The following is a 26,676-nucleotide window of genomic DNA, read 5'->3' on the forward strand; positions in this document are numbered from 1 at the left end:
TCTAAGGGATGAATAAATGTATATATAAATTAAACAGGAAGCTGTTCAAGCTGTTTAATTAATTTTTGTGTCGATGCGGCTAAACCAACTGATGCGACTGTGGCTAAATTGTACCATTGCAATGTGCTATTTTCGCTAATTTCTTTTGCCGGTAACATTTCACAATCTATTACTATGGCTTCTATGTCGAGATGAAAGTGGCTAAAGGTATGGCGAAACTTATCTAAGGCAAATGTTGCTGTTTGTTTGAGGTTTAACTCGGCTAATAAGTACGGCAGCTGGTCAAGGTCTGATAACTCTAAGAAGCACCATAAGCCACCCCAAATTCCTGCGGGAGGGCGTTTTTCCATCAACACTTGCTGAGCAATACGTGGTATCACCATAATAGTGTGTTTTTCTGGTATGGTTTTTTTCGGTTTCTTTTGCGGATAATTTGCTTGTTCACCACTAGCGTGAGCTAAACAACTACTTTTTAGCGGACAAATGTCACACTTGGGCTTAGAACGTGTGCAAACCATGGCGCCTAAATCCATCATGGCTTGGTTAAACTGCGCCACACCAAGTTTTGGCGTTAATGCATCGGTAATGGGCCATAAGGTTTTTTCATAAATGGCTTGGCCAGTATGTCCTTGTACTTTATAGCAGCGGGCCAAAACCCGTTTTACATTGCCGTCTAAAATCGCGTGATGTTTGTTTAAGGCTAAGCTTAATACTGCGCCTGCAGTAGAGCGTCCGATGCCAGGAAGCGCGATTACTTCATCAATATTTTCAGGGAAATTCCCTTGGTATTCGTCACGAATTTTTTTTGCTGTTTTGTGTAAGTTTCGTGCTCGTGCATAGTAGCCAAGCCCGGTCCAGTGATGTAGCACGCTATCTTCATCGGCATTGGCTAAATCAATAATGTTAGGAAAGCTTTCCATAAATCTTAAATAGTATGGGATCACGGTGGCTACTTGCGTTTGCTGCAGCATAATTTCTGAAATCCAAACTCGATAAGCTGTTTTGTCTTGCTGCCACGGCAAGTGTTTTCTGCCTTGCAACTGAAACCATGATAATACTTGGTCGCTAAATTGTTGCGCAGACTTGGCTGATATAGTAGTTTTATTTGTCATATTGGCGACAGTGTAGCGAATAAAGCTGAAATTTTCATTGCAAAAATTTCTATTGCCTCTATCCTCTCGCAGTTAGTTAATATATACCCGCTCCACTTCCAGATGTAGATTTCAGCAAATCGAGAAAGCCAGTTCAGCGTTGCACTACTTGATAAGGGAATAACCATTATCTTCATAGCGCGCCTTAAGCTGATTTCCTAGCTAGCTATTGAACTGCACCTTAAAGTGATACGAGTATCGTGTTTGCTTTAAACCTAACTGTAAGGAATAAAAGATGAAAATAGATGCAAAAAATCGTAGTGATCGTTTACGTAAAAAATTACGTGTTGATGAGTACCAAGAACTAGGTTTTGATATTGCTTGGCAACTAGATGACGGCGCTGACAATGAAGCAGTTGATGCATTTTTAACTAAATTTTTCGATGAAACCATAGATCCAAACGGCTTAGGTTTTGGCGGTGAAGGTGATACTTTGTGGCATGGTTTAATTTGTACTCAAAAACTGGGTAAATGTACTGAAGCACATCGCCAATTAGTAGAAAAGTGGTTAACAGATAATGGCGCAAGCTCAGTGACTGTTGGCCCATTATACGACGTTTGGTGGGCAGAGTAGTCCTTAACAAACGATATTAACCCGAACTAAGGTTAAATAACTTTACGGGCGTACAATTAGATCTTGATAAGCATTATACGGTGATTGAATTTTAATTATTAAACAAGGATAATATGCGCCCCAATTTTGATGACGCAATTAAATAATAGATAGCATTATGATAGACAGAAGCCATAAAACCGTTGAACAAGCAGAACAAGAAGGCAAGTACATTAGAAAAGTACGTAGCTTTGTTAAGCGCGAAGGCCGCCTTACTAATGGCCAAGCAAAAGCGTTAGAGCAGTTTTGGGATACGATGGGATTGAAACATCAAGACGGATTGATCGATCCTAAAGTTTTGTTTGGTAATGACAACCCTATTGTGCTCGAAATTGGCTTTGGCATGGGTAAATCTTTAGTTGAAATGGCTAAAAATGCCCCTGATCTTAACTTTATTGGTGTTGAAGTTCACCGTCCAGGTGTTGGCGCTTGTATCGGCTTAGCCCAAGAAGAGGGTGTTAATAACCTAAAAGTTTACGAGCACGATGCTATCGAAGTTTTAGCCGATTGTATTCCTATTGAGTCGTTAACGACCGTGCAATTATTTTTCCCTGATCCTTGGCATAAGAAAAAGCATCACAAACGCCGTATTGTGCAAGCAAGTTTTGTTGACGCTATTCGTCAAAAGCTGAAAGTCGGTGGTGTGTTTCACATGGCAACTGACTGGGAAAATTACGCACAGTGCATGTTAGAAGATATGACATCTTCGCCGGGCTTTAAAAACTTATCAGTGAACAATGACTATGTACCACGGCCAGATTCTCGTCCGTTAACTAAGTTTGAAAACCGCGGTCAAGATCTAGGCCATGGTGTTTGGGATCTACAATTTACCAAACTTGATTAATTTTGATGAGTTGGTTACTACACTGAGTTAGTGATGACTTCGAGTTAGTGAGAATACCGTTAGTGAAAAAAGAGCGAATACGCTCTTTTTTTGTTGGTGATCTATAAAGTTCAATTTGGCTGAGATTTAAGGCTGATGGACTAAAGTCCATCCTACATGGAGCCTACGGGTGATAATGTAATTTTGGGCAGTTTTGTAGGTCAGACTTTAGTCCGATAACCCTACCGCACACGCATAACGTGATATTACAAAAAGTAGCAGAGAGGTATCTTTAACTGAAAGCTATGTTCTAGCGGTGTAGTTTATCTTGTTCAATATGAAATAAATGCTGACTGTTACGCAAATTACCGGTTTCAATTAACCATTGCTCGTTAATAATTTCTCGCATTAATGCCGCTTGTAATACTCTGCCGGCTGAGGCGCTCCAATAACTAATAGTTGCTACTTGATGGGCTGTGGTATTAGGATGTAGCTCTGAACGTGTTTCAGCCATTTCCTCAATAATATTGGCAATAACTTTTGGTTTTAGCTCTTGTATTATTTGACGTTTAAATTTGGTGAAGTGCTTAGCCCGCCGAAGCTGCCAAATTAGCCAAGCTAAAAATAAAACCGCGATAAGTGCAATTATTTCCAAAACTATACTCTAGTATCTCTGTTAAATATCAACGACATCATAACAGTAAATTGGCTCATGGTTAAATTTTTAATAGCGCTATTTCTTCCGCTGTTTATTTAACAAAAAAGCTATAAATTACGCTGACGCTTTTAGTATTTTTAATATGAAAAAATAAAGATAGCAAGCGGTTAAACTTCCTATCTTTATCTACAGTATGTCGGTTATGTCGCGATCATATGGATGGGAAGGAGCCGTAATTTGATAATCGTTAGAGCTTACTTTAATGCTATTGGTGCTCTGCTATTGCTTTAATCAAAGCATCAGCTGCCGTGCTTAATTGATTTGCAGGGTTAGATGTTTTATCTTCGGCCTTTACTATTTTACTTAGCGCTTTATCAGCCATAGCTTCAATTAACTCAACGTCTTTTAAAATCAGCCACGTTGGCTTTTTGAAAGTCCAGTCAAGCAAGTCGACTGGCAAAAATCACCTAGGATTATAATGATGATTACTAGTTTAATTTTAATTAATAAGGAAACAAAATGAAGTCATTAATTAGCGCAAACATTGCGAATCTAGATAGTTTTTTGTTAACCATGCCTTATAGCATTGAAGGTGACTATGTTTGTCATACCAGTTGGCCTAATAAATATTGGCAAGCTGGATTTAGTGCTACTGCTGAGCATACTCCTAATCAGCTAGGTAAAAAAGTATGGCTCAGTATTGATGATATTAAAACAGAGCATTTTACTCGTTCTCACCTAACATTGATGAATTTAAAGTTAGATACTATGTTAACTGCTAGTTTATCGCCACGGGTAGCGCTTGAAACTGATTTTACTCGCTGGGCTTTTGCTTGTGGATTGGGTTTTGATTATGAGATTGATGCTAATGTGATCAAAATATTGGCTGAAAATGTAAATAATACTCTGCTGTCGCTAAAAATTGGCCAAGACATTGCCGTGACTGCCATTCTACACAAAACCGGTGATACCATTGGCTTGCATCAAATGACAACGCTACCTGCTTTTCGTGCTCAAGGTTTAGCGAAGGAGATGATGCAGCACCTGATTGCCTATGCTAAGCAAAGCGGTGCGCACTTTTGCAGCTTACAAGCTTCTCAGGCGGGCTTACCTTTATATGAAAAGTTAGGGTTTAAAGCTGGGATTCCTTTGTATATGTATCGTAAAAAAGATTAAATTGTTAATTAGTATCAAACCTTAAATTGCGCCCCTTCATGCATTAATAACTTTGCCTTTAATGCCAAACCACCGGCATAACCAGTCAATTTTCCGTTGCTACCAATAACACGATGACAGGGCACAATTAATGCAATGGGATTTGCGCCATTTGCGCTACCCACCGCACGAACCGCTTTTTCATTATTAATACGCTTGGCAATCCAGCCATAACTTTTGGTTTTGCCACAGGGTATTTGAATTAAAGCTTGCCAAACTTGCTGTTGAAAATTGGTGCCACTAGGCGCTAGTGGGAGATCAAAGTGTTTTCTGTCACTGTCAAAGTATTCAGTTAGTTGTTGGATGACTTGCTTGAATTTACTTTTATCTTCAGTCAAACCGGCCAGTGTAATTGGTGACTTACCGGTTTGAAAAGCCAGTGCGCTTAAGCCATTGTCGTTTGCCGTTAAGGCAATTTCACCTAAGGGTGATTGATAAGTACAGTAATACATCTAAAGTTTCCTCAGTGTTAATGCTGACATTTAGGGCTAATGTTTAGTCATGATATTGAGTGATGAAATGGTGTCATTAGCTTTGAGTTGCCAGCGACTGCCATAAATATATTGCCGCATAAGCGCGCCAAGGCCGCCGACTTTCAGCTAAGGTCAATATGTCTTTATTTTTTGGTTTTATTTCCTCAGCAGTCAAGGCTTTAATGATGCCTAAATCTGCACTTGGAAAGGCATCAGGGTCACTTAAACCCCGCATGCCAATATAATTTACTGTCCACGGGCCAATGCCTTTTAGTTTTGTTAATTCAGCTTCTAATTCTTCAATAGTTAGGCCTTTGGTGAAAATGCTGTCATGGTTTTCAAAGTAGGCGACCCAAGTTTGCAAGGTTGCGATACGAGCGCGGGTTAATCCTATATCTTGGTAATTAAGGTTGATTAACGCGGCGACATTAGGGAAGTATTTTGTCACCTTGATATTTCCAGGCTGCTCAATATCAAGGGCATTATCGCCATACTTTTCTACAATGCGTTGTGCCAGTGTGGTCGCGCCTTTGACTGAAATTTGCTGGCCTAATATGGCTCGAATTGAAAATTCAAAAATATCCCAACAACCGGGTAAGCGTAAGCCGGGAAATTGTTCGATAACTGACGCCAATTTTGGCTGTTTTATTAACTGTTGATGAATTAATTGCATATCGGCGTCTAAGTCGAACATACGACGAACGCGGGTAATTATTTGATGCAAATAGCTATAATCACTTAACTTAACCGTTAAATTTAACGCGATTTTTTCTTGATGATGAGTGACTTTTATCCAGCCACGGCAATCGTCAAGTTCGATCGTGCGAAAATAATGTTCCGTACTAATATCTTCAATATTAGTCATTTTTCTAGAGTGGAAAAAGCTCAACATTAATGGCCAATCAAAAGGGGCTTTATAAGGTAATAAAATGGTGACTGGCTGCTCAGATAAGCTTGTTTTTTTGCCTCGAATATCACTGGGCGTGGTTTGATAGTTTTGCATGATGACTTGATTAAAACGGCGTATGCTATTAAAACCAGCGGCAAAGGCCACATTAGTGATGCTTAATGAGGTTGAAACCAGTAGTTTATGCGCGAGTAATAAGCGTTGCTGATGAAAAAACTCACTTGGCGGTAAACCATAATCTTGTATAAACAAGCGCCGTATTTGTCGGTCACTGATATCGAGTTGTTTCGTACATTTTTGCAAACTATAATCATTTTCGTAGTAGGCCTGGGTAATTTGCTTTATTTTTCTGGGTAAAGGCAGGTTGGGTGCTAATTGAGGGAAGCAGCGTTTACACGGACGAAAACCTGATTGTTGAGCTAGTTCAGCACTGGCATAATAAGTGACGTTCTCAGGCTTCGGTGCTCTGGCAGGACATATGGGGCGACAGAAGATACCTGTGGTGATAACCGCAGTAAAAAATCGGCCATCAAAGCGTACATCACGACTTAAGCGCGCACTTTCGCATACCTCAATACTTAACATATTTGTCCTATTACTCTGGTTACACTGGTGAGTGATATTTTTTGATAATACGCTAGCTAAGGTAAATCACTGGCGGTAATCGGACAAGACCTAAAATAAAAGTAGTGATAAAATTGGGGGGGGCTTATGTTAAAAAAAGTTAGCAATAGGACAATTTATTTAATGTTATTAGTTCAGCTTAAAGCAACTTAAATAGCTCAGGTTTAGGCTGCTTTTAGTGCCAAAGGCTAGCCCATTAGTCTTCAGCTAATAAAGTCAGTACCATGTTGGTATAATTGACTAAGCCAAGTATTTGCTGGTCTTTAATGACAGGAGCGGTATTAATACCAAAATTCTCAAATAGGCGTGCACAATAACGCACGTCCATATCGGGTGAAACTGACAGTAATGGCTTAGCCATAATTTCGTATAAATTTACCCGCTCAGGTGACCTATCTTTTGCGATAACTTGCTTAGCAATATCTGACAATAACACTAAGCCATATTCGTCATTCTCATGGCGTTTGTTAATAATTAACGCGGACACATGATGTGTTTTTGCCAGTTTTATTCCTTCGGCTACTGTGACCATGCCATCGGTAAAGTGATAACTGTCAGTGGTCATCGCGTCTTTTACTTGCACTAATTTAGTGTTCATAGTTCTTCCTCAATTTTACCTTTTAAACGCTCAACTTGGTGGGCAACCCCTACGGCATCCTCAATATCAATTTGTATGGCAATACCTTTACCGGGTTCTTCATCAAAACCTGCGACGTTAGCGATACGCTCTAAAATTTTTCGAGACAAATGCTCTTCAACAACAAATAATAATACATCGCGTTGGGACTCTAGTTGCAGGCCAAAAAATGTTCTTTGGCGGTTAATACCTTCTCCACGGGCATGATTAATTATTGTGGCACCCGTAGCACCAGCCATACGAGCTTCTTTCATTACCTTTTCGGTAACGTCATCTTCAATGAATGCAATGATCAATTTAAAGTGCATTACTATTCTCACTTTCAGTTAGTTTTTTGGTTTGTAGTTGGCTAATTTGTGCATAGGCCATGACCGCAATGATTGGAAATAAGCTGGCAAAGGCAATCAGGCCAAAACCATCTATTAAAGGGCTTCTGCCGGGTATGGTACTCGCTAAACCTAAGCCTAAAGCTGCGACTAGTGGCACGGTAACGGTCGATGTAGTGACGCCACCCGAGTCATATGCTAAGGGCACAATTATTTTTGGACAGAAAAATGTTTGAATAACCACCAGGATATAACCCGATATAATGTAGTAATGTATGGGGTGCCCAACAACAATGCGATAGCTACCTAAAGCGATACCAATGGCAACACCTATAGCCACCGCAATACGTAAGCTGTTAGCTCGAATGCCGCCACCAGAGACTTCTTCTGCTTTTAATGCTACGGCAATCAGTGAGGGCTCGGCAATGGTGGTACTAAAACCTATTGCAGCGGCAAAAATGTATACCCAAGTATAGTCAGTCCAACTGATGACAGCGCCCGCATTAATAAATTCGCTAGCGGTTAATTGCTCAGCCATTATTTTTCCTAGTGGAAACAAAGCTTTTTCTAAGCCTAATAAGAAAAATGCTAAGCCAATTAAGACGTAGAAAAAGCCAAAGCCAACTTGTTTTATGTCAGGAATAGGGCGGCGTATCACCAATAATTGAAAAATCACAATAATCGATAAAATAGGTAATACGTCAATGACGGTTGATTTTAATATGCCGAAAAACTCTATTAGCAAATTCAAGCTAGTGTGCTCCGAGCTGAAGCAATAAATTTATTGCGCTCATTAGCTTAATACCATGCCGTATAACATGACAAAAATCATTGGGGTAAGTGAGGCAAAGGCAATTAAACCAAAACCGTCTATCATAGGGTTTCTGCCTTTAATTGCTGATGCTAAGCCGACACCCAGTGCGGTGACTAAAGGGACGGTAATGGTTGAGGTTGTGACACCGCCTGAGTCATAGGCAATGCCGATGATCCAGGTTGGTGCAAATGAGGTCATGATAACCACTACGATATAGCCACCTAAAATAAGGTACTGTATTGGCCAACCACGAAGAATACGTAAAACCCCCATAACAATGGCTAAGCCAACAGCAAAGGCTACGGTATAACGCAGACCATTAGCGTATTCGTTTTGTGCAATGTCTGTTGCGCCAATAATACCGCCACTAGCAGCAACAGTGGCTGCTTCACTGGCAACAGCAATCAGGGCGGGCTCGGCAACTGTGGTGCCAAAGCCTAAACAAAAAGCAAATATTAGCAGCCAAGTTGTACTGCCTTTTTGTGCAAACGCTTTTGCCATAGACTCGCCAATAGGAAATAAGCCCATCTCTAAACCGTAAATGAAAAAGGTTAAACCCAGTATCACTAAAATCAAACCAACAAAAATATCACTGAGGTTTGGCATAGGTTGTTGTAAAACGGCAAATTGAAAAAATGCAATAACTAGCATTATGGGCAGTAAGTCTTTACAGCTACCAAAAAGTGCTTTGAGGAAAATCATTAACTGTTGTTTCATATCACTATAAAAAATGCCAAGGGAAAACTTTATTATACTGAGCGTGATTAAACAGAGTTTGATCCAAAACAAGCTAGCAGCTCATTGTTAAGCAACTGCGGTTTAAATCAACAGCTTTGCACAACTGAATTTGTATGATATTGATTAAAATGTGATTTTTCTGGGTATGAAAGTATTAGGGTATTGGGGGAATAAAGGCAAGGGTAGCAAGTAATAATAAGTTATTACTTGCTACCCACAAGACTGATATAGGCTAATGGTCTGCGCTGTTAGATAACGTAGCTTATTCGCAGTTCAGCTTAAATCAAAAGTGACCTAGACAATTCAGTTTTTTTGCTAAGACAAACGGCGTTATTATTATTTTTGCAATAGCAAATAAACTTAAGCTATAAGTAATGCTCCATGAGCAATGACCTATGAGTAATAACTTGTGATATGACTAATACCTTATCCACAGAATATTAATCAGGCGAAAAAATAAGCGGTTAGGGTCCATAGCACTCCTGCTAATGATGCCGCAAGTGTTGCGGGGACTAATTGCGACTTTACATGGTCCATTAAATCACAGCCTGTGGTCATGGCACTGAGAATAGTGGTATCAGAAATTGGCGAACATTGATCGCCAAAAACACTGCCATTGAGCACAGAGGCAAAACAGAGCATCATAAATAGCTCAGGATCAGCTACCCCTTGGCTCTGACAAATGGCCCAAGCTAATGGCATAGCTAAAGGAAATGCGATGGCATAAGTGCCCCAACTTGTGCCAGTAGAAAAAGCAATGATCATAGTCATCAGTTGCAAAATTACGGGTAAACACCAAAAAGGCAGTTGCTCGCCAAGTAAAGACACCAAAAATAAGCCACCACCGGTTTCTTTACTGATACTGCCAATAATCACCGCTAACATTAAAATGACCGATGCGAACACTACGCCCTTTAATCCGTTGCCAAAACCATCAACCACATGATTTAACGACATCCCTTTTATTAAGGCAATAACCGCAGAAAGTACTAAAGCCGCACCAAAAGCCCAATTAATTTTAGGTGAGCCCAGCATAACAAAACTGCCAATGGCAATTGTTGTTAAGGTGACTAAAGGTAAAATAAACTCAAGGACGTGAGGTTTATAACCCTCAGGGATGTCAGTACTTTGTAATTCTTTGGCACTTAAAGGCTTGGCAGTAGGGGCATCTAGTTGATGGGTTGTTTCAGCACGTAGCTTTGCTGCTCGTATACGTTTGCCAGAAAAAGTGGTGATATTAAGACTTAAAAGCAAAGTCCCAGCAACCGCAAACATACTGTAGAAGCTAAAGGGAATACTTTGAAAGAAAAAACTGATCCGGTCAGCTTCGGTGGCTAAAAAAGAAACACCAGGAATAAATATCAAAGCTTGAACATACGCAGGCCATGCATTGAAGGCTAATATGGAGGCAATAGGTGATGCGGTGGAATCAACAATGTAACTCATTTCTTCGTGACTAACTTTCGCCTTGTCTGCTAAAGGTCTGACGGTAGTGCCAACTAACACAGTACTCATAGTGCCACCTTGGAAAAATAATATACCCAATAACCATGAAACTAGTTTTGCTGATTTTTTGCCTTTAACAAAATGTTTGGTCATATAATTGGCAAAAGCTTGTGCTGCCCCAGTTTTAGACCAGATACCTAATAAACCACCCAACAGCCATAAATACAGTAATAGCAGTGCGGCAGTGCCTTCTTTAGCAAGATTAGGAATAATAACTTTGTCGGTTAAGTCGTAGCGCCCTAACATAATGGCACCAACGACTACGCCGCCGAGTAATGCCGTGAGGGGCTCACGGGTTAATAAGCACAATGCAATGGTTATAAAGGCAGGCAGGAGTGACCAAAAACCAAAATGAAAGGCTGGTTTGAGTAATTTTAATTGCTGCTTTTTATCTCGAACCCATTGTTGCTCAAGCGCGGGTGAGTTTGCTGAATTACTCAGGTTACTCAGGTTACTCAGGTTACTTAGATTGCTTAGGTTACTTTGGTTAAGTGGCGAACTTTGATAATCAACAACCTGTTCAATAATAACTTTTTGACCTTTATAAATATAACTCGAGACACCGTTATTGTTGGTACTGACATCATACACATAACTTTGTTCTACCCAGTGTGGCGCGATAATTTGTTTAATATAAATTGCGGATAAAATGGCAAAAATAAAGGCCACTAAGGCGATGCTATTGTTTTTTGGCATACAGGTACTCTTTTATTTTTATTGTTATTTGTATGAGACTTTTTGTTTTTACTTACCTTAGCCAAAGGCAATAGCAAGTGAGCTCAAGGGTCATAATGTCGAGTTTACGATAACAGAATTTTTAGGGTATAAAAGAAAATTAAGTGCAAAATTAACCGAGTAATGAATCAAAGCACTCATGATATTTAATTTACTGCCAATTTAATGCGCTACAAGCGTATTTGAAGCAAAAAAAAAGTATTTAATAGACTAGATATTGCGCTATTATTTTGTTTTTAACCTGCGGAACCCTATAATAGCGGTAATATTTTTAGGAAGCCCAATATGAGCATTGTATATAAAACTAGAACTCAATTAATTGTCGAAACATTAAGAGAAAAAATATTAAGTGGCGAGATTAAAGCGGGTCAGCCTTTAAGACAAGCCGCGCTTGCCGCTGAATTAAATGTCAGTCGAATCCCCGTTAGAGAAGCATTGCTGCAGCTAGAAGGTGAAGGCTTAGTTGATTTTGAGCCTCATAAAGGTGCCACAGCAACTGAGCTCAATGCCAATCAAGTCGATGAGCTTTTTGAATTACGAGCCATGTTAGAGGCTGATTTACTAGCTTATTCGTTACCACAGATTAGTAATGAAAAGCTGGAAGAGGCGACACAGTTATTGAATAAACTCAATAAGGCCCTAGGTAAAGAGAACGCGGTTAATACTTGGAGTAAGCTCAATTCTGATTATCATCATTGCTTATACTCTGGAGCTGAACGCCCACAAACACAAGCTTTGGTTAGTACCCTAAACAAAAATGCTGACCGTTATATTCGTATGCACTTGCTTTGGGCCGGTGGTATTTCTAAAGCAGAATCTGAACACAATGAAATTTTAGCGCTCTGTAAAGCCCGTAACGTTGAAAAAGCAGTAGCATTATTAAAGCAACATATTCTCGGTTCTCGTGATGAGATCAAAGCTTTTTTAAATGAACGTGAAGCGATAATTAACGGTTAACTATCGTTGTTAAATCTTGCATAAAACAACGCTTTTAAATTTGCGAACGACTGGTTGATTTTGATGTATTTTTGAGCGAATATTGACTTTTCATAGATATATCTATAGTATACCCGCGCCTTCAAACCCCAAAAAATAGCGATTTTCGTATAGTTTTCGCTTGAATTGCCGACCATTAAGGCATTTTGGGGAAACCAAAGTATTTAAATACAAGCTAATTTTGAAAACCAAGCTGGATTGTAAAATTACGCTTGTATTTTTGATGTTCTAATCAAAGTAGAGAAAATAATGTTTGAACTACACGCCAGTAAAGTGGCAAATTTAAAAAATGATGTTTTATCAGGCTTAACGGTATCTTTAGCCTTAGTACCTGAAGCCGTAGCATTTGCCTTTGTTGCCGGTGTTGGCCCCCTTGTTGGTCTATATGCCGCCTTTATAGTGGGTTTGATCACGGCTATATTCGGTGGTCGTCCAGGGATGATCTCGGGTGCTACCGGCGCAATGGCCGTTGTGATGGTAAGCTTAGTCGCGATTCATGGTGTCGAATATTTATTTGCCACGGTAGTGTTAACCGGGGTGCTGCAAATACTTGCGGGCCTATTTAAGCTAGGTAAATTTATTCGTTTAGTGCCGCATCCGGTTATGCTTGGCTTTGTTAATGGCTTAGCTATTGTGATTTTTCTTGCTCAGTTAGGGCAATTTAAGGTCACTAACGAAGCGGGTGTTTTAGCCTGGATGCAAGGCAGCCAATTGTTAGTTATGTTTGGCCTAATCTTGTTAACTATGGCGATTATTCACTTTTTACCTAAGTTGACTAAAGCCATACCGTCATCACTGGTGGCTATTGTTGTGGTCACACTTTTAGCGCAAAGTCTTGATTTAGATGCTCGAACAGTAGTCGATTTTGTTCGTGATATGACCAATGATCCTGCGGCTTCTATTGCCGGCGGTCTGCCACAATTTAGTATTCCAAGCGTGCCATTTAGTTTTGAAACTTTCCAAATAATTTTACCTTTTGCGCTGATTTTAGCGGCTATTGGTTTAATCGAATCATTACTAACGTTAACGCTAATTGATGAATTAACCGGTACGCGTGGCCATGGTAATAAAGAATGTATTGCACAAGGCGCAGCAAATACCGTTACTGGCTTTTTTGGTGGCATGGGTGGTTGTGCGATGATTGGTCAATCTATGATCAACGTTAATTCAGGCGGTCGTGGTCGTATGTCGGGTGTTACAGCGGCACTTGCGCTACTGGGCTTTATCTTATTTGGCTCGAGTTTAATTGAACAAATTCCATTAGCAGCGCTTGTTGGTGTCATGTTTATTGTCGTCATTGGTACCTTTGAATGGTCGAGTATTCGTATTTTAGGTAAAGTGCCAAAAGCTGATGCTTTCATTATTATCTTAGTGTCTGGGGTGACTGTTGCCACTGATTTAGCGATAGCTGTTGTGGTGGGTGTTATTGTTTCCGCCTTGGTCTTTGCTTGGGAACACGCCAAACATGTAGTTGTTCACCGTTCAATAAATGACAAGGGTTCAACGGTTTATGATGTTTCTGGGCCGTTATTTTTTGGTTCTGTTTCTGGCTTTTTAGAGCAATTTGACTTGGAAGGTGATAGTGACGACGTTATTGTTGATTTTAAAGATTCACGTGTTGCTGACCATTCAGCCATTGAAGCTATTGATACTTTAGCCGATCGTTATATTAGTCATGGCAAGCAAATGCATTTAAGACATTTAAGTAGAGAATGCACGCAACTGTTAACTAAAGCCGGTAGCTTAGTAGAAATCAACGTGATTGAAGATCCTGAGTACTATATCGCTACTGACAAACTGGGTTAAATCAGCGTTTAGGTTTACATTAAGTAGATACTTAGTAGTATCTACTTAATGGTATCTGCCCAATGGCCAAATTTAATTGGTATTACACAAAGTATAATTAGATGCAGTTAGAATTTTTTGATGTCCCTAGCCCTTGTATCGGTGTTTGTCAGTCTGATGACAAAGGCCAATGTTTGGGCTGTTTTCGTACCCGGGACGAACGCTTAAATTGGCTTTCATTAACTGCCAACCAGCGTCAAAAAGTTATAAAACGTTGCTTACAGCGTAAAAATCGTAAAACCAAGCCAGCAAAAAGTAAAGTAGCCGAAGTGATTGTTGAAAATAAGCAAGCTTCGCTATTTGAAGCCCCAAGTCAGTCTAATATCGACAACAGCAGCGATGTAGACTTTGGCGATTTTGAACTTTAAATAGTTACTAGCGCCCATTTATCGCAGATAGTTGGCAGTTCAACGCAATTGCTCAACTCCCCTATATGTCTGACTTGTTGTCGAAGACAATTCATCATATTGTAGCTAATAATATTGTGCTAACGCGCGGTAGTTAACCTCATATTTACGTTAAATCGCTTAGATTAAATTATAATAAGCTCATACAAACTCGGTTGAATAATATAATGTTTTTCTGCGGTTTCTTGAGCAAAACAGGATACATTTATGCAAAAATTTCTACCATCGCTAGTGATGGCAGCACTTTCTGTTGCCTTGACCGGTTGTTTGCAAAGCGAACAGCAAGACGAAAAAGTTGTTATTAATAAAAACCCATATCCAAGCACCTATAAAGCATTACCGTTACAAACCACGCTGATTAAAAACGCGACGGTATTAACGGGTACAGGTAGCCGTATGGAAAATGCCGATGTCTTAATGATAGACGGTAAAATTAACAAAATTGGTAACAACTTATCTGCCGAGGGCGCGGTTGAAATTGACGCTGATGGCAAATGGATAACCCCAGGTATTATTGATGTACATTCACACTTAGGGGTATATCCAAGCCCATCGGTTGAGTCGCATTCTGACGGGAATGAAATGAGTTCGCCTAATACTTCTGAAGTATGGGCTGAGCACAGCATTTGGCCGCAAGACCCTGGCTTTCAAAAAGCGCGCGCTGGCGGTATTACCACCTTACAAATTTTACCAGGTTCAGCCAATTTATTTGGTGGCCGTGGTGTTACATTGCGCAACGTCCCTAGTCAGACTATGCAAGGTATGAAATTTCCAGCGGCACCTTATGGCTTAAAAATGGCCTGTGGTGAGAACCCTAAGCGGGTTTACGGTGCGCGTAAAGTATTGCCTTCTACGCGTATGGGCAATATGGCCGGTTACCGCATGGCTTGGGCAGAAGCAACCGAATACAAACGTGCGTGGGAGAAATATGACACTGATTATGCTGCCGGTAAAAACCCTGCCGCCCCTAAGCGTGATATTGAGTTAGATACCTTAAAAGGTGTACTCGATGGTGATATTTTAATTCATAATCATTGCTATAAAGCTGAAGAAATGGCGATGATGATCGATCTTGGTAAAGAGTTTAATTATAAGTCAGGTACTTTTCATCACGCTATTGAAGCTTATAAAATAGCGGATACGCTAGCTGAAAATGGTAACTGTGCAGCAATGTGGCCAGATTGGTGGGGTTTTAAAATGGAAGCCTATGATATGGTGCAGGAAAATGTAGCTATTGTTGATGCTGTAAAAAACTCTTGCGCAATAGTACATTCTGATTCAGCTAATACCATTCAACGTTTGAACCAAGAAGCTGGTAAAGTTATGTATCGTGCCAACGAAAACGGTTTTGATATAGCGCCAGAATTGGCGATAACCTGGATCACGGCGAATGCAGCACAATCTTTGGGTTTAGCGGATAAAACTGGCAGCTTAGAAATGGGTAAAAATGCTGATGTAGTGATTTGGAATCAAAACCCATTTAGTGTTTATGCACAAGCCGAACAGGTATTTGTTGACGGTGCAAAAGTATATGACCGTTTTGATGAAAAATACCAAGCGAAAAGTGATTTTATGTTGGGTCAAAGATAAGGTGAATAAAATGAAACAGTTAACATTATTTAAATCATCGCTAATTGCTTTGGCACTAGCGAGTTCAAGCGCAAGTTTTGCACAAAGCTTTGCTATTACTCATGCCACAGTACACACAGTAACAGAGCAAGGTGTACTTGAAAACGCCACAGTAGTAGTTGAAAATGGCAAAGTGATTGCTATCAACCCTGAGACAATTAACGCCGATAGTATTATTGATGCGAAAGGAAAAGTTTTAACACCAGGTTTAATTGGCTCAATGAACCAATTAGGCTTAGTGGAAGTTAGCGCGGTTTCACGTAGTCGCGATGCTAGCGATAAAAAAGCCAATATAACCTTTGATGCAAGTTTAGCCTTTAATCCACGTTCTACGGTTATTCCTTATAGCCGTAAAGGTGGCATTACCAGTAATGTTGTTGCGCCTCGCGGTGGTGACGATATGTTTAAAGGCCAAACTTTTGTTGCCGACCTTTCTGGAGAGTTTGATAGTGTTCGGATGAATAACAATAGTGTGGTGATTGACCTAGGCGCGAAAAGTAAAGGTTCGCGCGCGTTAAGCTTACAAAATTTACAATTTAAATTTGAAGATGCGGTTAAAGAATTAGCGAAAGCAAACAAGAAAACTACAAACACGAAAGATCAAAAAGAAGCAAAAGAGCCAAGTCGTGAAGCGCAAGTTATTAATGCGCTACTCGCAGGTGAAAAAGCCTTGGTCGCTTATGCTGATCGTGCCACCGATCTTTTGGCTTTATTAAAAATGAAAGAGCAATTTTCACTAGATTTAGTGCTAGTGGGTGCAGCTGATGCAGTATTAATTGCTGATAAAATTGCTGATGCTAAAGTGCCTGTTGTGATGACAGCGTTAGATAACTTACCGGGCAGTTTTGATGCTTTACATGTGTCACTTGAAAATGCGGCTAAGTTAACGCAAGCTGGCGTGAGTGTGGCCTTGACAGTAAATGGTGATACGCACAAACTTTATCAATTGCGCTTTCATGTCGGTAATGCTATTGCCAATGGCTTATCACGTGACACTGCACTGGCGTCGGTAACCGCTAATGTTGCCAAGGCTTTTAATCTTGATAGTGGTACTATTGCTGTTGGGAAAACTGCTGATTTAGTTTTATGGAGTGCTGATCCATTCGAACTAAGTACCAAGGTTAGTCAGATGTGGATTAATGGGCAAGAGTATTCGACTCACAGCCGCCAAGATGCCTTGCGCGATCGCTATACAACGCCAAGCGATATGCCGAAAGCTTACATAAAATAATTTGAGTATATAATGTGAACTATCAAAGCCACGTTAATACGTGGCTTTTTTTTGCGTAATTTATGCTTTACTACTGAACAGTTGATCTGCACTATTGAACTAAGCCATTGAAAGTCGATCGGAATACTTTAACGCTTTCCACCATCTTTTTAATTGTCTAAAATACTCATTATTTAAATTGCAATAATAAATTTTTGTGTTTATGACTCGTATCAGTCAGTCAGTCAGTCAGTTAGTTTCAATAGCTAATGCTCAGCTTTAGTTGAGTATTTATGCGGTTAGTTTTGGGTTAACTGACACTTCCCTGAACAAGTACTGCAGAAAAATAGGTCATAGCCAAGTAAATGGCGAACATGTAAACCATAGACATATAAATTTTAGAGATAAAAAATGCGAGAAGTATTGTTAGAAAATGAATTTGGTCATATTGAGTTGTATGAGTTGGCAAAAGGCTTACAAGCGCTGCGCTTTGTTCATCAAAAGGGTCAAGGCTCGGTAAGTTTGTATGGTGGCCAAGTGCTAAGTTGGCAACCCCACGGCCAACAACCGGTGTTTTGGCTGAGTGAGACTAGTGACTATCGTTTAGGCAAAGCCATTCGTGGTGGTGTGCCACTATGCTGGCCATGGTTTGGTGGAGAGGTTAAATTACCTAATGGTGAGTTAAATAAAGTCAGTAATCATGGCTTTGCTAGGCAAAGCCAATGGCAAGTCGCTGATATTAAAATGTTAATTTCTGGCCTTGAAATAACATTATCACTCACCGGCGAGCAACTTTCACCCCATTGGCCAGGCGCTTTTGAATTAACACAAACACTGGTGTTTGATGAATCGTTTATGCAAACTTTAACCATGAAAAATTTATCTCAGCAAACGGTAGAATATACCGGAGCATTGCATAGCTATTTTTGTGTTGGCAATGCACAGGAGACACAAATTCCAGCGTTAAATGATGTGGTTTATGATGACAAACTAAGTGGCAGCGATCGCCAACAATCAGCGTTAAAAAATTGTCTTGGCCCAACTGACCGTATTTATCACAGTAACAATAGCATGGTTATTGTTGACCAAAAGTGGCAACGAGAGATTGAAGTATCGAGTCAAGGTTGTCAGCAGTGGGTATTATGGAATCCGGGCGAAGAGACTAAAACCATGGCTGATTTACATGCTCATGGTGAAAATGAATTTATTTGCCTAGAAGCCGCAAATACTCACTGGCAAGCAATAGCTAGTCAAACTAGTGTCAGCATCAGCCAAACCATTAAATTAAAGGCGATAGGATAACTTTTTCTACACTTTTATCTACATTATCGTATCGCTGTGTGACGAACTCAAGCTGAGGTTTTAATCAGTGCTTTTGAAACCAATACACTTTATTTTTTATTAGGTAATTTATTGTTGTTAAAAGTTTACCTAGCCATAGATTCAGTTTTATTAGTAAAAATAACACTTTTATTTCGCCCATTATTTTTAGCTTGATATAACGCTTGATCGGCACTTTCAATATAATCTTTGATGGTTTTATTTTTCACCGGTAATTCACAAATACCGAAGCTAACTGTGCTGGTAAATGAACTGCCAGTTGTTGATATAGGAAAAGAAATATCAGCGATATTTTTTCTAATGCGTTCAACAATAATATGTGCCTGTTTGGCGGTTGTTTCAGGTAACAACATCATAAACTCTTCGCCGCCCCAGCGGCCTACCACGTCAACTTTTCGTATGGTTTGGGATAATTGCTCAGCAATAATTCGCAATACATCATCACCAACTAAATGTCCGTAGGTGTCATTAATATTTTTGAAGTTATCAATATCAGCTAACACTAGGCAAAGGTTTTGATTGGTTTTAACAATATGATTAAACCGCCAATGAATATGGCTGCGGTTTGGCAGTTGGGTTAGATGGTCAGTTTCTGCCTGCTTAATTAATCGTGATTTGAAATAACTTATACTATATAAAAGCATCATATAAAAAAGAATGGCGACTATGAAAAAAAGCAGAAAGCGTCCAATAAATATTTCCCAATATTCGCTTTGCCGATCAGCGGGCGGCGACACAATAAACATGCGCCAATTAAGCTCTTTTATCGGCATTTGAGAAATTAACAAACCTTCATCAGTGGTATAGATGAGTTCTGTGCTTAAGTTTATATCCGTAGCATTATTCTTAAGTAGCGATTGGTGCCAAGGCAAATCATTTAATCGCGTCATTAAGTCTTGGCGATGATGGCTTTTTGATTCCAAAATTTTATTGGAGGATAAGGTAATAATGTTATTACTATCAACAAAGAATAATTCAAAACCAAAGCGATCACTGTATTCTTGAAATTTAATGGAAAAATAATTCAGGTCAATGGCTACGCCGGTAAAGCCAATAAACTCACCGTCGATATTGCGAATTTTATTATCAAAGTATAAATGTGGCTCTTCAGAATTACCTATGTCAGTAAATTGCTCGCCTGGTAATTCTTTGAGGCGACTATACCATTCAGTTTCGTCACTGTTTAACATGGATTCTCGACCATCAGAGTCGAGCATCAAGTTATGTTTTTCCAAGGCAATAAATGCAACCATATTATATGAATTGGCAATTTTTTCTAGATAAGAAGTAAGGTAGTCTTTTTCTATTTTTTCTTGATTGGCATAATCAATAATAAAATGATTATTCGCCATAAAGTTTGCCACATTTAACGGGCGAAGTATTTCACTAGCGATTAAAGAAAACAGTGGCGTTATAGCACTTTGCACTTGTTTATTGTGGTTATTTATAACGTCTTTTAAGGTGAAATAAGAGGTTAAAATAGCAGTAGTGATTGTAACGAAAAATATTACAGCTACGTAGCGATCAAATTTATTATTGAGCTTCATTGCGCAGATATTAGTGCCGAGTGTTAATGTTTGAGTATTTATAACGTGGTTAGTCAATTTTAGCTACGAATTTTACAATTTAGTGAGCATACAATCGTGTTAGCGATGAGCTTATGCCTAATAAATGCCTAATGAATAGCTAGTTAATACGTAAGTACTTATTTAATAGCGCCTGCGTAAAGCTTGTTTTTAAATAAAAGCCACGAGGTAAGGTTGTAAAGGGTTGACCAAGACGATTAAATGCTTGGGTTTTCGCCTGGCTATTTGCCGCTTTTGGTCGCAATTGCAAAACTTGCCCATGCTTACCATGAATATTTTCCACATCCCCCAGCACTATCATATCAGTGAGTTCTTGCCAGTCGAGGGCGAGTAGGTGTTCTTCTTCTGGTGAAGGCGACCAAATAAAGGCTGTGCCAACAATACGATCAGCGATTGCTATGCTAGGTTCAGAGATAACAGGTACCCACAACACCCGCGCGATTTTATTACGAATATGACTTGTTTGCCATTGGGCGCCGACTAAACCTGTTAACGGGGCAACGCAGACAAAGGTAGTTTCTAAAGGCTTACCTTGATAATTAATCGGTAATGATTTTAGCTCAATACCTAAATGTGGAAAGTCGGGCTCTGGTCGTGAACCAGCACTAGCGCCTAATACTTGCTCTAGCAATAAGCCTATCCAGCCTTTATCACGTTTTAGGTCTTTAGGCACAACAACGTTAATCAATTTTGCAATTTCTCCTAGCGACATACCAGCAAGGTTTTGTGCTCGTATGAGTAACTCTGCTTCGTTTTTAGGGCTTTTATTGCTATTCAAGGCTGGCTCTGTGTTAAGGCTCTTTGGCTCATTATCATTTAGTTTTGAGTCTTTGAGCAAGGCAATTATTTTTTGTTACATGTTAAACATGTAAAATGTTATGAACAAGCAAAGGTTAATACCGGCATATTGTGGTGCTTTGTGTTAATAAGTGTTTGCCCAAAAGTGCAGAATGTGGAAGAATCAAAGCATTATTAAATGCTGTCAGGAGTTCCTTTGATAGATGCCGAAGGCTATCGAGCCAACGTTGGCATAGTAATAATCAATGACAGAGGACAAGTATTTTGGGCAAGGCGTTTTGGTCAGCATTCTTGGCAATATCCACAAGGTGGCGTTGATGAGGGTGAATCTGCAGAGCAAACTATGTACCGGGAATTAGACGAAGAAGTCGGTTTAAAACCTGAACATGTTAAAATTGTAGCGACCACTAAGAATTGGTTAAGATATAAATTACCAAAAAGATTAATTAGGCACGAAAGTTTACCGGTATGTATTGGTCAAAAGCAGAAGTGGTTTTTACTGCAATTGACCGCACCAGAATCAGCGGTTGATTTATTGCATTCAAATCATCCTGAGTTTGACGATTGGCGTTGGGTTTCTTACTGGTATCCCGTTAGGCAAGTTGTGTCATTTAAACGTGAGGTTTATCGCAAGGTGATGAAAGAATTTGCCTTAGCGGCAATGCCTAGTCATCGTCAAGAGCGTCGTCGACGTCGTGCTTGATTATTGTTCAACCTAGATTATTATTATGTTTTGTAAAATAGCTCACTTCGGTGAGCTATTTAGTTTAAAATTATTGAATTATTGAATGAGTTATGAGTATGGATGACATAACAGACTTCATTAATAGCTGCTAACTTAGCATAGGTCACTTCAATCAGGCTGCTTTGTCTCTTAGTCGTATTGAAGAGTCCAAAACAACTTATCTAAAGGGATGGTAATGCTTACTATTTTGCGTCGAATTGTTCTAGAGTTTAGTCAGGCTTCAGAGCTTGACCAAGCGTTATTACGTTTAGTTAGTCAGGTTAAAAACGCACTCTCCACCCAATGTTGTTCAGTATATTTAGCGGATCATGAGAAGCAGCATTTCATTTTAATGGCCTCTAATGGCCTAGCCGAAAATGCTTTTGGCCGAACTTGTATTGGTTTTACCGAAGGATTGGTGGGCTTAGTCGGGCAACGTGAAGAGCCAATTAATATTGCCAACGCTCAGCAACACCCAGATTTTATTCATGCGCCAGAAGTCGAAGAAGAGCATTTTAAAGCTTTTTTAGGTACGCCAATTATTCACCAGCGCAAAGTCTTGGGCATATTAACCGTACAACAAGAACAGGCACGTTTTTTTAACGAGAATGAAGAAGCATTTTTGGTCACGCTATCGGCACAACTTGCCACCGCATTAGCCAGTGTTGAAGCGCAAGGTATGATTGAATTAAGTTATAGCCAAAATATGGCTAAAAACCTTGCGGGTATAGGCGGCTCACCAGGCGTGGCTATTGGTAAAATGATTGTGGTGCACCCTAAAGCTGACTTATCTAAAATAGCGCTTAACAAAGTCAGTGATAATCATCAGCAACTAATAATTTTTAATGATGCAGCAAGTCGCACATTTGCTGAGTTTTCTCAAATGAGTGAAAAATTAAAAGCGATAATTTCAGATAACAGTCTCGATATTTTTGATGTTTACAAGCAGTTGCTTCAAAGTGATAATTTTAAAGCTGAAGTTATTGCTAAAATTAAACTGGCTTGGAATGCACAAAGTGCTTTAAAATTGGTTGTTGATAGCTATGTTATGCAGTTTGAAAGTTTGGAAGATGAGTATTTGCGAGAGCGTGCCTACGATATTAAAGATTTAGGTAATCGATTATTAAATAATATTCAAAACTTGGCAGAAGAGGATCAGCAATTACCTGAGAAATTTATACTTGTTGCAGAAGATGTTAGTGCAGCCATGCTCGCTGAATACCAACATCTTGGGCTGTTGGGCATTGTTTCAATCACCGGCTCAAATAATTCTCATACGGCTATTTTAGCGAAAGCTTTGAATATTCCAGCAATTATGGGCGTTGATTATCTTGCTATTCGTCAGCTGCATAAAAAACAGGCTATTTTAGACGGTTATGGTTGCCAGCTGTATGTTACTCCCGCAGATGCCCTGATTAATGAGTATCGACATATTGTAGCGGCAGAAAATAAATTATACGCGCAAGTAAAAGAGGAAGAACATTTACCGGCATCGACCCAAGATGGTCATCATGTCAGTTTGTTGATTAATGCTGGTTTATCAGCAGGGTTTGAATACTCACAAAACGTTGGTGCTGATGGTGTGGGTTTATATCGTACTGAAATTCCCTTTATGAATCGGAGTTGTTTTCCCTCTGAGTCAGAGCAAACCGAGTTATATCAGCAAGTTTTAGCATCATTCCCAGATAAGCCTGTCACCATGCGAACTTTAGACGTTGGTGGTGATAAATCGCTACCTTATTTCCCCATTATTGAAGCTAACCCTTTTTTAGGTTGGCGTGGTATTCGAATTACTTTAGATCATCCTGAAATATTTTTAGTGCAAGTGCGAGCAATGATGAAGGCAAATTATGGGTTGGGTAACTTAGCTATAATGTTACCTATGATTTCTAGTATCACTGAAGTTGATGAAGCCAATAGGCTGATTAATCAAGCGTATTATGAGCTTACATCAGAATTGTTTTGTAATGAAAATGACGTTTTAGAACGGCCACAAGTGGGTGTGATGATTGAAGTGCCGGGCATTATTTTTCAGCTAGAAGATTTAGCAGATAAAGTTGATTTTTTCTCTGTTGGCAGTAATGACTTAACTCAATATTTATTGGCTGTTGATCGCAACAATAGCCGGGTAGCGAGTTTATATGATTTTTATCACCCTGCGGTTTTACGTGCGCTGCACTATATCGCAGAAAAAAGCCAACATCGAGATGTGCCATTAAGTATCTGTGGAGAATTAGCCAATGAGCCAACCGGTGTGCTTTTATTAATCGCCATGGGTTATAAAAATTTGAGCATGAGCGCTCATAGTCTTGCGAAAGTGAAATGGGTTATTCGTCATGTTGACTATCAGCAGTTAAAACAAATTTTAGTTCGAGTATTGAGCTTTACCAATACCAGTGATGTACATAGTTATATGCATGAGCAATTAGTTAAATTAGGTTTAGGGGACTTTGTGCATGCCAGATTACAATAAGCGTTTTTTAATGCTGTTATTACGCCACTCTAAAGTAAGTGATTGTGATGTTTATTAGCGTATTTCTAGCCTGTGCTTTGCTGGGTGCTGTGGTGGGTTTTTTTGCTGGTTTACTCGGTATTGGTGGTGGGCTTATTATTGTGCCGGTGTTGGTGTATTTATTACCGTTATTGGGCATAAGCGCAGAGCTTGCCTTTCCTATGGCACTTGCCACATCACTGGCTTCGATCATATTCACTTCCACTTCTGCGGCTTTCGCCCATCATAAAAATGGTAATATTCCTTGGCCAATTGCTCAAAGATTGGTCATAACAGTGGCTATTGGTGCTATGCTTGGCGCCGTTATTGCCGGCATGCTGTCGTTAAAAGCCTTAACGCTAATATTTGCCAGCGCAGTACTTATTTTAGCGGCTTATATGTTTTTATCGATTAAAGTTGAGCGCAGTGTAGCGCTACCTAGCAACTGGATATTACAATGTATTGGGCTGTTTACAGGTCTGTTAGCAAGTTTGATGGGGATTGCTGGTGGCGCTATATTGGTACCCATTTTAATGTATTGCTCATTATCTATGCGCCAAGCAATTGGTGTGGCCACAGCAAGTGGTATTATTGTCGCGTTCTTTGGTGCTTTGGGCTATGTTATTATTGGTCTTGGACAAAGCGACTTGCCACCCTGGAGTATCGGTTATATCTATTTACCGGCCTTATTAGGTATTGTATTAACCTCATCATTATTTGCGCCACTTGGTGTAAAGGCAGGTGCTAAATTGTCTTTACCTTACTTAAAAAAAGGCTTTGCCATTTTCTTGATGTTAGTTGCCATTAAAATGATGTGGTATTAACGGGTTGGCGTCGCTCAGTTTTGTAAAAATAATTGAGCCTAATTGTCGATAATTAGGCTCTTCTTTATCAACAATTTCACGCAAAAAAAGCCAAATACTGATAAACTGACCATGTAAAAATCAGTGGTTAAGTTTACCGCTTTAGCCTTACGGTATTTGGCGTAAACTATTTGTTCTAATTAATAACGTTAAAGGAAAACCTAGTGAAAGCATATCTTGATTTAATGCGCCATGTTAGAGACGAAGGAGTTGAAAAATCTGATCGTACTGGTACCGGCACTAAAAGTATATTTGGTCATCAAATGCGTTTTGATCTTGCGAAAGGGTTTCCGTTAGTAACCACGAAAAAATGTCATCTTAAGTCGATAATTCATGAATTATTGTGGTTTATAAAGGGTGAGTCGAATATCGCTTATTTACAGCAAAATGGCGTGAAAATTTGGGATGCTTGGGCCACTGATGAAGGTGAGCTTGGCCCAGTATACGGAGTGCAATGGCGTAACTGGCCGGCACAAAATGGTGAAACTATTGATCAATTAGCACAATTAATTGATGATTTAAAAAATAATCCTGATTCACGTCGCCATATCATTACCGCTTGGAACCCTGCGTTATTACCTGATACCTCGATAAGTCCAGCCGCTAATGCGGCACTGGGAAAACAAGCTTTACCACCATGCCATACGCTGTTTCAGTTTTATGTCTTAAATGGCCGATTGAGCTGTCAGCTATACCAGAGAAGTGCAGATATTTTTCTTGGTGTGCCATTTAATATCGCTAGTTATGCCTTGTTTACTATGATGATCGCGCAAGTTTGTGATTTAGAACTGGGTGACTTTGTCCATACTTTTGGTGACGCGCATTTATATTTAAATCATCTTGAGCAAGTCGACGAGCAATTATCGCGTGAGCCTTTGCCATTACCCAATATGTGGATTAATCCTGAAGTAAAAAGTATCTTTGATTTTACTTTCGCAGATTTTGAACTACAAAACTATCAAGCTCACCCACACATTAAAGCCGCTATTTCGGTATAATTGAGCCAATTTTATAGCAAAAGTGTTGTGCACTTTTGCTAACCTTAATTTTTAATTTTCTTTATCAAAACAACCTCTACCTTGATATCGCACACGTTTTAGTAATAAATTTGGACCAATCCACTTTTGGTATAATACAACTACACCATTATTGGATGCAGATGAAATTGTATTTAGTTTGCTCTGGATAGCCACTGATTGAATAAATTAAAATGAATAGCGGCTGTTTTAATACGCGATATTTTTTCTACGTCAACCCATTCCAAAAATTGTTCATTATTTGCAGTTCTTATTTTAATTAAAAAATCATCAGATTTGCATATAGTTGTATCAACTTCAGTGTTAGTTAGGGTGACAAAAGGTTCATAGGCTAACGTTGTACACGCGCAATTTTTTATCCACATTTTATTACTTAGTATGGCTTTATCTGAATCTCTTGCTTCAACTCCCTTGATATCAGGGCTTCAGGTTGCCATAGTAGCCATTAAAGCTAAAAGTATGAAACCATTACCACCATTTTTTTGGCTCAGTCTGATGCGATGTGTTGGAAGGTGCTGCTAAGTTTACT

The 26,676-nt window shown here is 39.4% G+C and carries 26 protein-coding genes; 13 read left to right on the plus strand and 13 right to left on the minus strand.

Annotated features, from left to right (window positions below; translation table 11 throughout):
• Window positions 1-29: 29 nt before the first annotated feature.
• Window positions 30-1,112, minus strand: a complete 1,083-nt coding sequence (gene mutY, locus H4J46_RS03840; protein ID WP_182232219.1) for an A/G-specific adenine glycosylase — start codon at window positions 1,110-1,112, stop codon at window positions 30-32.
• 274 nt (window positions 1,113-1,386) lie between these two features.
• On the opposite strand from mutY, the gene H4J46_RS03845 reads away from it, so the two are divergent.
• Window positions 1,387-1,725: a YggL family protein gene (locus H4J46_RS03845; RefSeq protein ID WP_182232220.1), complete on the plus strand. Its 339-nt coding sequence runs from the start codon at window positions 1,387-1,389 to the stop codon at window positions 1,723-1,725.
• Window positions 1,726-1,882: 157 nt separating this feature from the next.
• Window positions 1,883-2,608, plus strand: coding sequence for a tRNA (guanosine(46)-N7)-methyltransferase TrmB (gene trmB / locus H4J46_RS03850; protein WP_182232221.1), 726 nt, complete (start codon window positions 1,883-1,885; stop codon window positions 2,606-2,608).
• 289 nt (window positions 2,609-2,897) lie between these two features.
• Here the strand turns inward: trmB and H4J46_RS03855 are convergent, their stop codons facing one another.
• Window positions 2,898-3,242: a hypothetical protein gene (locus H4J46_RS03855; protein ID WP_182232222.1), complete on the minus strand. Its 345-nt coding sequence runs from the start codon at window positions 3,240-3,242 to the stop codon at window positions 2,898-2,900.
• A 268-nt stretch (window positions 3,243-3,510) separates the two neighbouring features.
• Window positions 3,511-3,705 (minus strand): hypothetical protein, encoded by a 195-nt coding sequence (locus H4J46_RS03860; protein ID WP_182232223.1) that lies wholly within the window; start codon window positions 3,703-3,705, stop codon window positions 3,511-3,513.
• A gap of 59 nt (window positions 3,706-3,764) precedes the next feature.
• On the opposite strand from H4J46_RS03860, the gene H4J46_RS03865 reads away from it, so the two are divergent.
• Window positions 3,765-4,421: a GNAT family N-acetyltransferase gene (locus H4J46_RS03865; RefSeq protein WP_182232224.1), complete on the plus strand. Its 657-nt coding sequence runs from the start codon at window positions 3,765-3,767 to the stop codon at window positions 4,419-4,421.
• Window positions 4,422-4,435: 14 nt separating this feature from the next.
• On the opposite strand, the gene H4J46_RS03870 is transcribed toward H4J46_RS03865, so the two are convergent.
• The 7 genes from H4J46_RS03870 to H4J46_RS03900 all read right to left on the minus strand — a co-directional run bounded on the left by H4J46_RS03870 (window position 4,436) and on the right by H4J46_RS03900 (window position 11,181).
• Window positions 4,436-4,912, minus strand: a complete 477-nt coding sequence (locus H4J46_RS03870; RefSeq protein ID WP_182232225.1) for a methylated-DNA--[protein]-cysteine S-methyltransferase — start codon at window positions 4,910-4,912, stop codon at window positions 4,436-4,438.
• 76 nt (window positions 4,913-4,988) lie between these two features.
• Window positions 4,989-6,425 carry a DNA-3-methyladenine glycosylase 2 family protein gene (locus H4J46_RS03875; RefSeq protein ID WP_182232226.1) on the minus strand — a complete coding sequence of 479 codons (1,437 nt, stop codon included), beginning with the start codon at window positions 6,423-6,425 and terminating at the stop codon, window positions 4,989-4,991.
• A gap of 235 nt (window positions 6,426-6,660) precedes the next feature.
• Complete coding sequence (locus H4J46_RS03880; protein WP_182232227.1) at window positions 6,661-7,062, minus strand: CBS domain-containing protein; 402 nt, start codon at window positions 7,060-7,062, stop codon at window positions 6,661-6,663.
• On the minus strand, window positions 7,059-7,409 hold the full coding sequence (locus H4J46_RS03885) for a P-II family nitrogen regulator (protein ID WP_182232228.1): 351 nt from the start codon (window positions 7,407-7,409) through the stop codon (window positions 7,059-7,061). The genes H4J46_RS03880 and H4J46_RS03885 overlap by 4 nt, the downstream gene beginning before the upstream one ends.
• Entirely contained in the window at window positions 7,399-8,178 is a 780-nt protein-coding gene (locus tag H4J46_RS03890; RefSeq protein ID WP_182232229.1) for a DUF1538 domain-containing protein, read from the minus strand. The genes H4J46_RS03885 and H4J46_RS03890 overlap by 11 nt, the downstream gene beginning before the upstream one ends.
• A gap of 42 nt (window positions 8,179-8,220) precedes the next feature.
• The gene (locus H4J46_RS03895; protein ID WP_220462919.1) at window positions 8,221-8,958 is read right to left on the minus strand and encodes a DUF1538 domain-containing protein; all 738 of its coding nucleotides are present in this window, start codon (window positions 8,956-8,958) and stop codon (window positions 8,221-8,223) included.
• 465 nt (window positions 8,959-9,423) lie between these two features.
• A complete protein-coding gene (locus H4J46_RS03900; protein ID WP_182232230.1) occupies window positions 9,424-11,181 on the minus strand; it encodes a Na+/H+ antiporter NhaC family protein in 1,758 nt (585 codons plus the stop codon).
• Window positions 11,182-11,505: 324 nt separating this feature from the next.
• Between H4J46_RS03900 and H4J46_RS03905 the strand changes: the two genes are divergently transcribed.
• The 6 genes from H4J46_RS03905 to H4J46_RS03930 all read left to right on the plus strand — a co-directional run bounded on the left by H4J46_RS03905 (window position 11,506) and on the right by H4J46_RS03930 (window position 18,609).
• Window positions 11,506-12,177: a GntR family transcriptional regulator gene (locus tag H4J46_RS03905; protein WP_182232231.1), complete on the plus strand. Its 672-nt coding sequence runs from the start codon at window positions 11,506-11,508 to the stop codon at window positions 12,175-12,177.
• Window positions 12,178-12,465: 288 nt separating this feature from the next.
• Window positions 12,466-14,022, plus strand: a complete 1,557-nt coding sequence (locus H4J46_RS03910; protein ID WP_182232232.1) for a SulP family inorganic anion transporter — start codon at window positions 12,466-12,468, stop codon at window positions 14,020-14,022.
• A 101-nt stretch (window positions 14,023-14,123) separates the two neighbouring features.
• Complete coding sequence (locus H4J46_RS03915) at window positions 14,124-14,429, plus strand: DUF1289 domain-containing protein (RefSeq protein ID WP_182232233.1); 306 nt, start codon at window positions 14,124-14,126, stop codon at window positions 14,427-14,429.
• 246 nt (window positions 14,430-14,675) lie between these two features.
• Entirely contained in the window at window positions 14,676-16,058 is a 1,383-nt protein-coding gene (locus H4J46_RS03920) for an amidohydrolase (protein ID WP_182232234.1), read from the plus strand.
• 10 nt (window positions 16,059-16,068) lie between these two features.
• Window positions 16,069-17,328, plus strand: a complete 1,260-nt coding sequence (locus tag H4J46_RS03925) for an amidohydrolase family protein (protein ID WP_182232235.1) — start codon at window positions 16,069-16,071, stop codon at window positions 17,326-17,328.
• A gap of 390 nt (window positions 17,329-17,718) precedes the next feature.
• Entirely contained in the window at window positions 17,719-18,609 is an 891-nt protein-coding gene (locus H4J46_RS03930; protein ID WP_182232236.1) for a D-hexose-6-phosphate mutarotase, read from the plus strand.
• Between the two features lie 125 nt (window positions 18,610-18,734).
• On the opposite strand, the gene H4J46_RS03935 is transcribed toward H4J46_RS03930, so the two are convergent.
• Complete coding sequence (locus H4J46_RS03935) at window positions 18,735-20,252, minus strand: sensor domain-containing diguanylate cyclase (RefSeq protein ID WP_182232237.1); 1,518 nt, start codon at window positions 20,250-20,252, stop codon at window positions 18,735-18,737.
• 82 nt (window positions 20,253-20,334) lie between these two features.
• On the minus strand, window positions 20,335-21,012 hold the full coding sequence (mutH, locus tag H4J46_RS03940) for a DNA mismatch repair endonuclease MutH (RefSeq protein WP_182232238.1): 678 nt from the start codon (window positions 21,010-21,012) through the stop codon (window positions 20,335-20,337).
• A 216-nt stretch (window positions 21,013-21,228) separates the two neighbouring features.
• On the opposite strand from mutH, the gene rppH reads away from it, so the two are divergent.
• The 4 genes from rppH (at window position 21,229) to H4J46_RS03960 (ending at window position 26,108) form a co-directional block, all read left to right on the plus strand.
• Complete coding sequence (gene rppH / locus H4J46_RS03945; RefSeq protein WP_182189832.1) at window positions 21,229-21,735, plus strand: RNA pyrophosphohydrolase; 507 nt, start codon at window positions 21,229-21,231, stop codon at window positions 21,733-21,735.
• Window positions 21,736-21,952: 217 nt separating this feature from the next.
• Complete coding sequence (gene ptsP, locus H4J46_RS03950; protein ID WP_182232239.1) at window positions 21,953-24,229, plus strand: phosphoenolpyruvate--protein phosphotransferase; 2,277 nt, start codon at window positions 21,953-21,955, stop codon at window positions 24,227-24,229.
• Between the two features lie 47 nt (window positions 24,230-24,276).
• Window positions 24,277-25,071, plus strand: a complete 795-nt coding sequence (locus tag H4J46_RS03955; protein ID WP_182232240.1) for a sulfite exporter TauE/SafE family protein — start codon at window positions 24,277-24,279, stop codon at window positions 25,069-25,071.
• A gap of 203 nt (window positions 25,072-25,274) precedes the next feature.
• Window positions 25,275-26,108 (plus strand): thymidylate synthase, encoded by an 834-nt coding sequence (locus tag H4J46_RS03960; protein WP_182232241.1) that lies wholly within the window; start codon window positions 25,275-25,277, stop codon window positions 26,106-26,108.
• Between the two features lie 173 nt (window positions 26,109-26,281).
• Here the strand turns inward: H4J46_RS03960 and H4J46_RS03965 are convergent, their stop codons facing one another.
• Window positions 26,282-26,512 (minus strand): hypothetical protein, encoded by a 231-nt coding sequence (locus tag H4J46_RS03965; RefSeq protein ID WP_182232242.1) that lies wholly within the window; start codon window positions 26,510-26,512, stop codon window positions 26,282-26,284.
• Window positions 26,513-26,676 lie beyond the last annotated feature (164 nt).

The sequence above is a fragment of the Colwellia sp. MB02u-6 genome (genome assembly GCF_014077095.1).
Lineage (GTDB): Bacteria > Pseudomonadota > Gammaproteobacteria > Enterobacterales > Alteromonadaceae > Cognaticolwellia.

Coding starts and splice junctions, on each gene's coding strand:
- H4J46_RS03865 (WP_182232224.1), top strand. CDS start 3,765: ATGAAGTCATTAATTAGCGCAAACATTGCGAATCTAGATAGTTTTTTG.
- H4J46_RS03915 (WP_182232233.1), top strand. CDS start 14,124: ATGCAGTTAGAATTTTTTGATGTCCCTAGCCCTTGTATCGGTGTTTGT.
- H4J46_RS03930 (WP_182232236.1), top strand. CDS start 17,719: ATGCGAGAAGTATTGTTAGAAAATGAATTTGGTCATATTGAGTTGTAT.
- H4J46_RS03925 (WP_182232235.1), top strand. CDS start 16,069: ATGAAACAGTTAACATTATTTAAATCATCGCTAATTGCTTTGGCACTA.
- trmB (WP_182232221.1), top strand. CDS start 1,883: ATGATAGACAGAAGCCATAAAACCGTTGAACAAGCAGAACAAGAAGGC.
- ptsP (WP_182232239.1), top strand. CDS start 21,953: ATGCTTACTATTTTGCGTCGAATTGTTCTAGAGTTTAGTCAGGCTTCA.
- mutY (WP_182232219.1), bottom strand. CDS start 1,112: ATGACAAATAAAACTACTATATCAGCCAAGTCTGCGCAACAATTTAGC.
- H4J46_RS03920 (WP_182232234.1), top strand. CDS start 14,676: ATGCAAAAATTTCTACCATCGCTAGTGATGGCAGCACTTTCTGTTGCC.
- H4J46_RS03905 (WP_182232231.1), top strand. CDS start 11,506: ATGAGCATTGTATATAAAACTAGAACTCAATTAATTGTCGAAACATTA.
- H4J46_RS03875 (WP_182232226.1), bottom strand. CDS start 6,425: ATGTTAAGTATTGAGGTATGCGAAAGTGCGCGCTTAAGTCGTGATGTA.
- H4J46_RS03965 (WP_182232242.1), bottom strand. CDS start 26,512: ATGTGGATAAAAAATTGCGCGTGTACAACGTTAGCCTATGAACCTTTT.
- H4J46_RS03845 (WP_182232220.1), top strand. CDS start 1,387: ATGAAAATAGATGCAAAAAATCGTAGTGATCGTTTACGTAAAAAATTA.
- H4J46_RS03895 (WP_220462919.1), bottom strand. CDS start 8,958: ATGAAACAACAGTTAATGATTTTCCTCAAAGCACTTTTTGGTAGCTGT.
- H4J46_RS03900 (WP_182232230.1), bottom strand. CDS start 11,181: ATGCCAAAAAACAATAGCATCGCCTTAGTGGCCTTTATTTTTGCCATT.
- H4J46_RS03910 (WP_182232232.1), top strand. CDS start 12,466: ATGTTTGAACTACACGCCAGTAAAGTGGCAAATTTAAAAAATGATGTT.
- H4J46_RS03870 (WP_182232225.1), bottom strand. CDS start 4,912: ATGTATTACTGTACTTATCAATCACCCTTAGGTGAAATTGCCTTAACG.
- H4J46_RS03880 (WP_182232227.1), bottom strand. CDS start 7,062: ATGAACACTAAATTAGTGCAAGTAAAAGACGCGATGACCACTGACAGT.
- H4J46_RS03955 (WP_182232240.1), top strand. CDS start 24,277: ATGTTTATTAGCGTATTTCTAGCCTGTGCTTTGCTGGGTGCTGTGGTG.
- H4J46_RS03885 (WP_182232228.1), bottom strand. CDS start 7,409: ATGCACTTTAAATTGATCATTGCATTCATTGAAGATGACGTTACCGAA.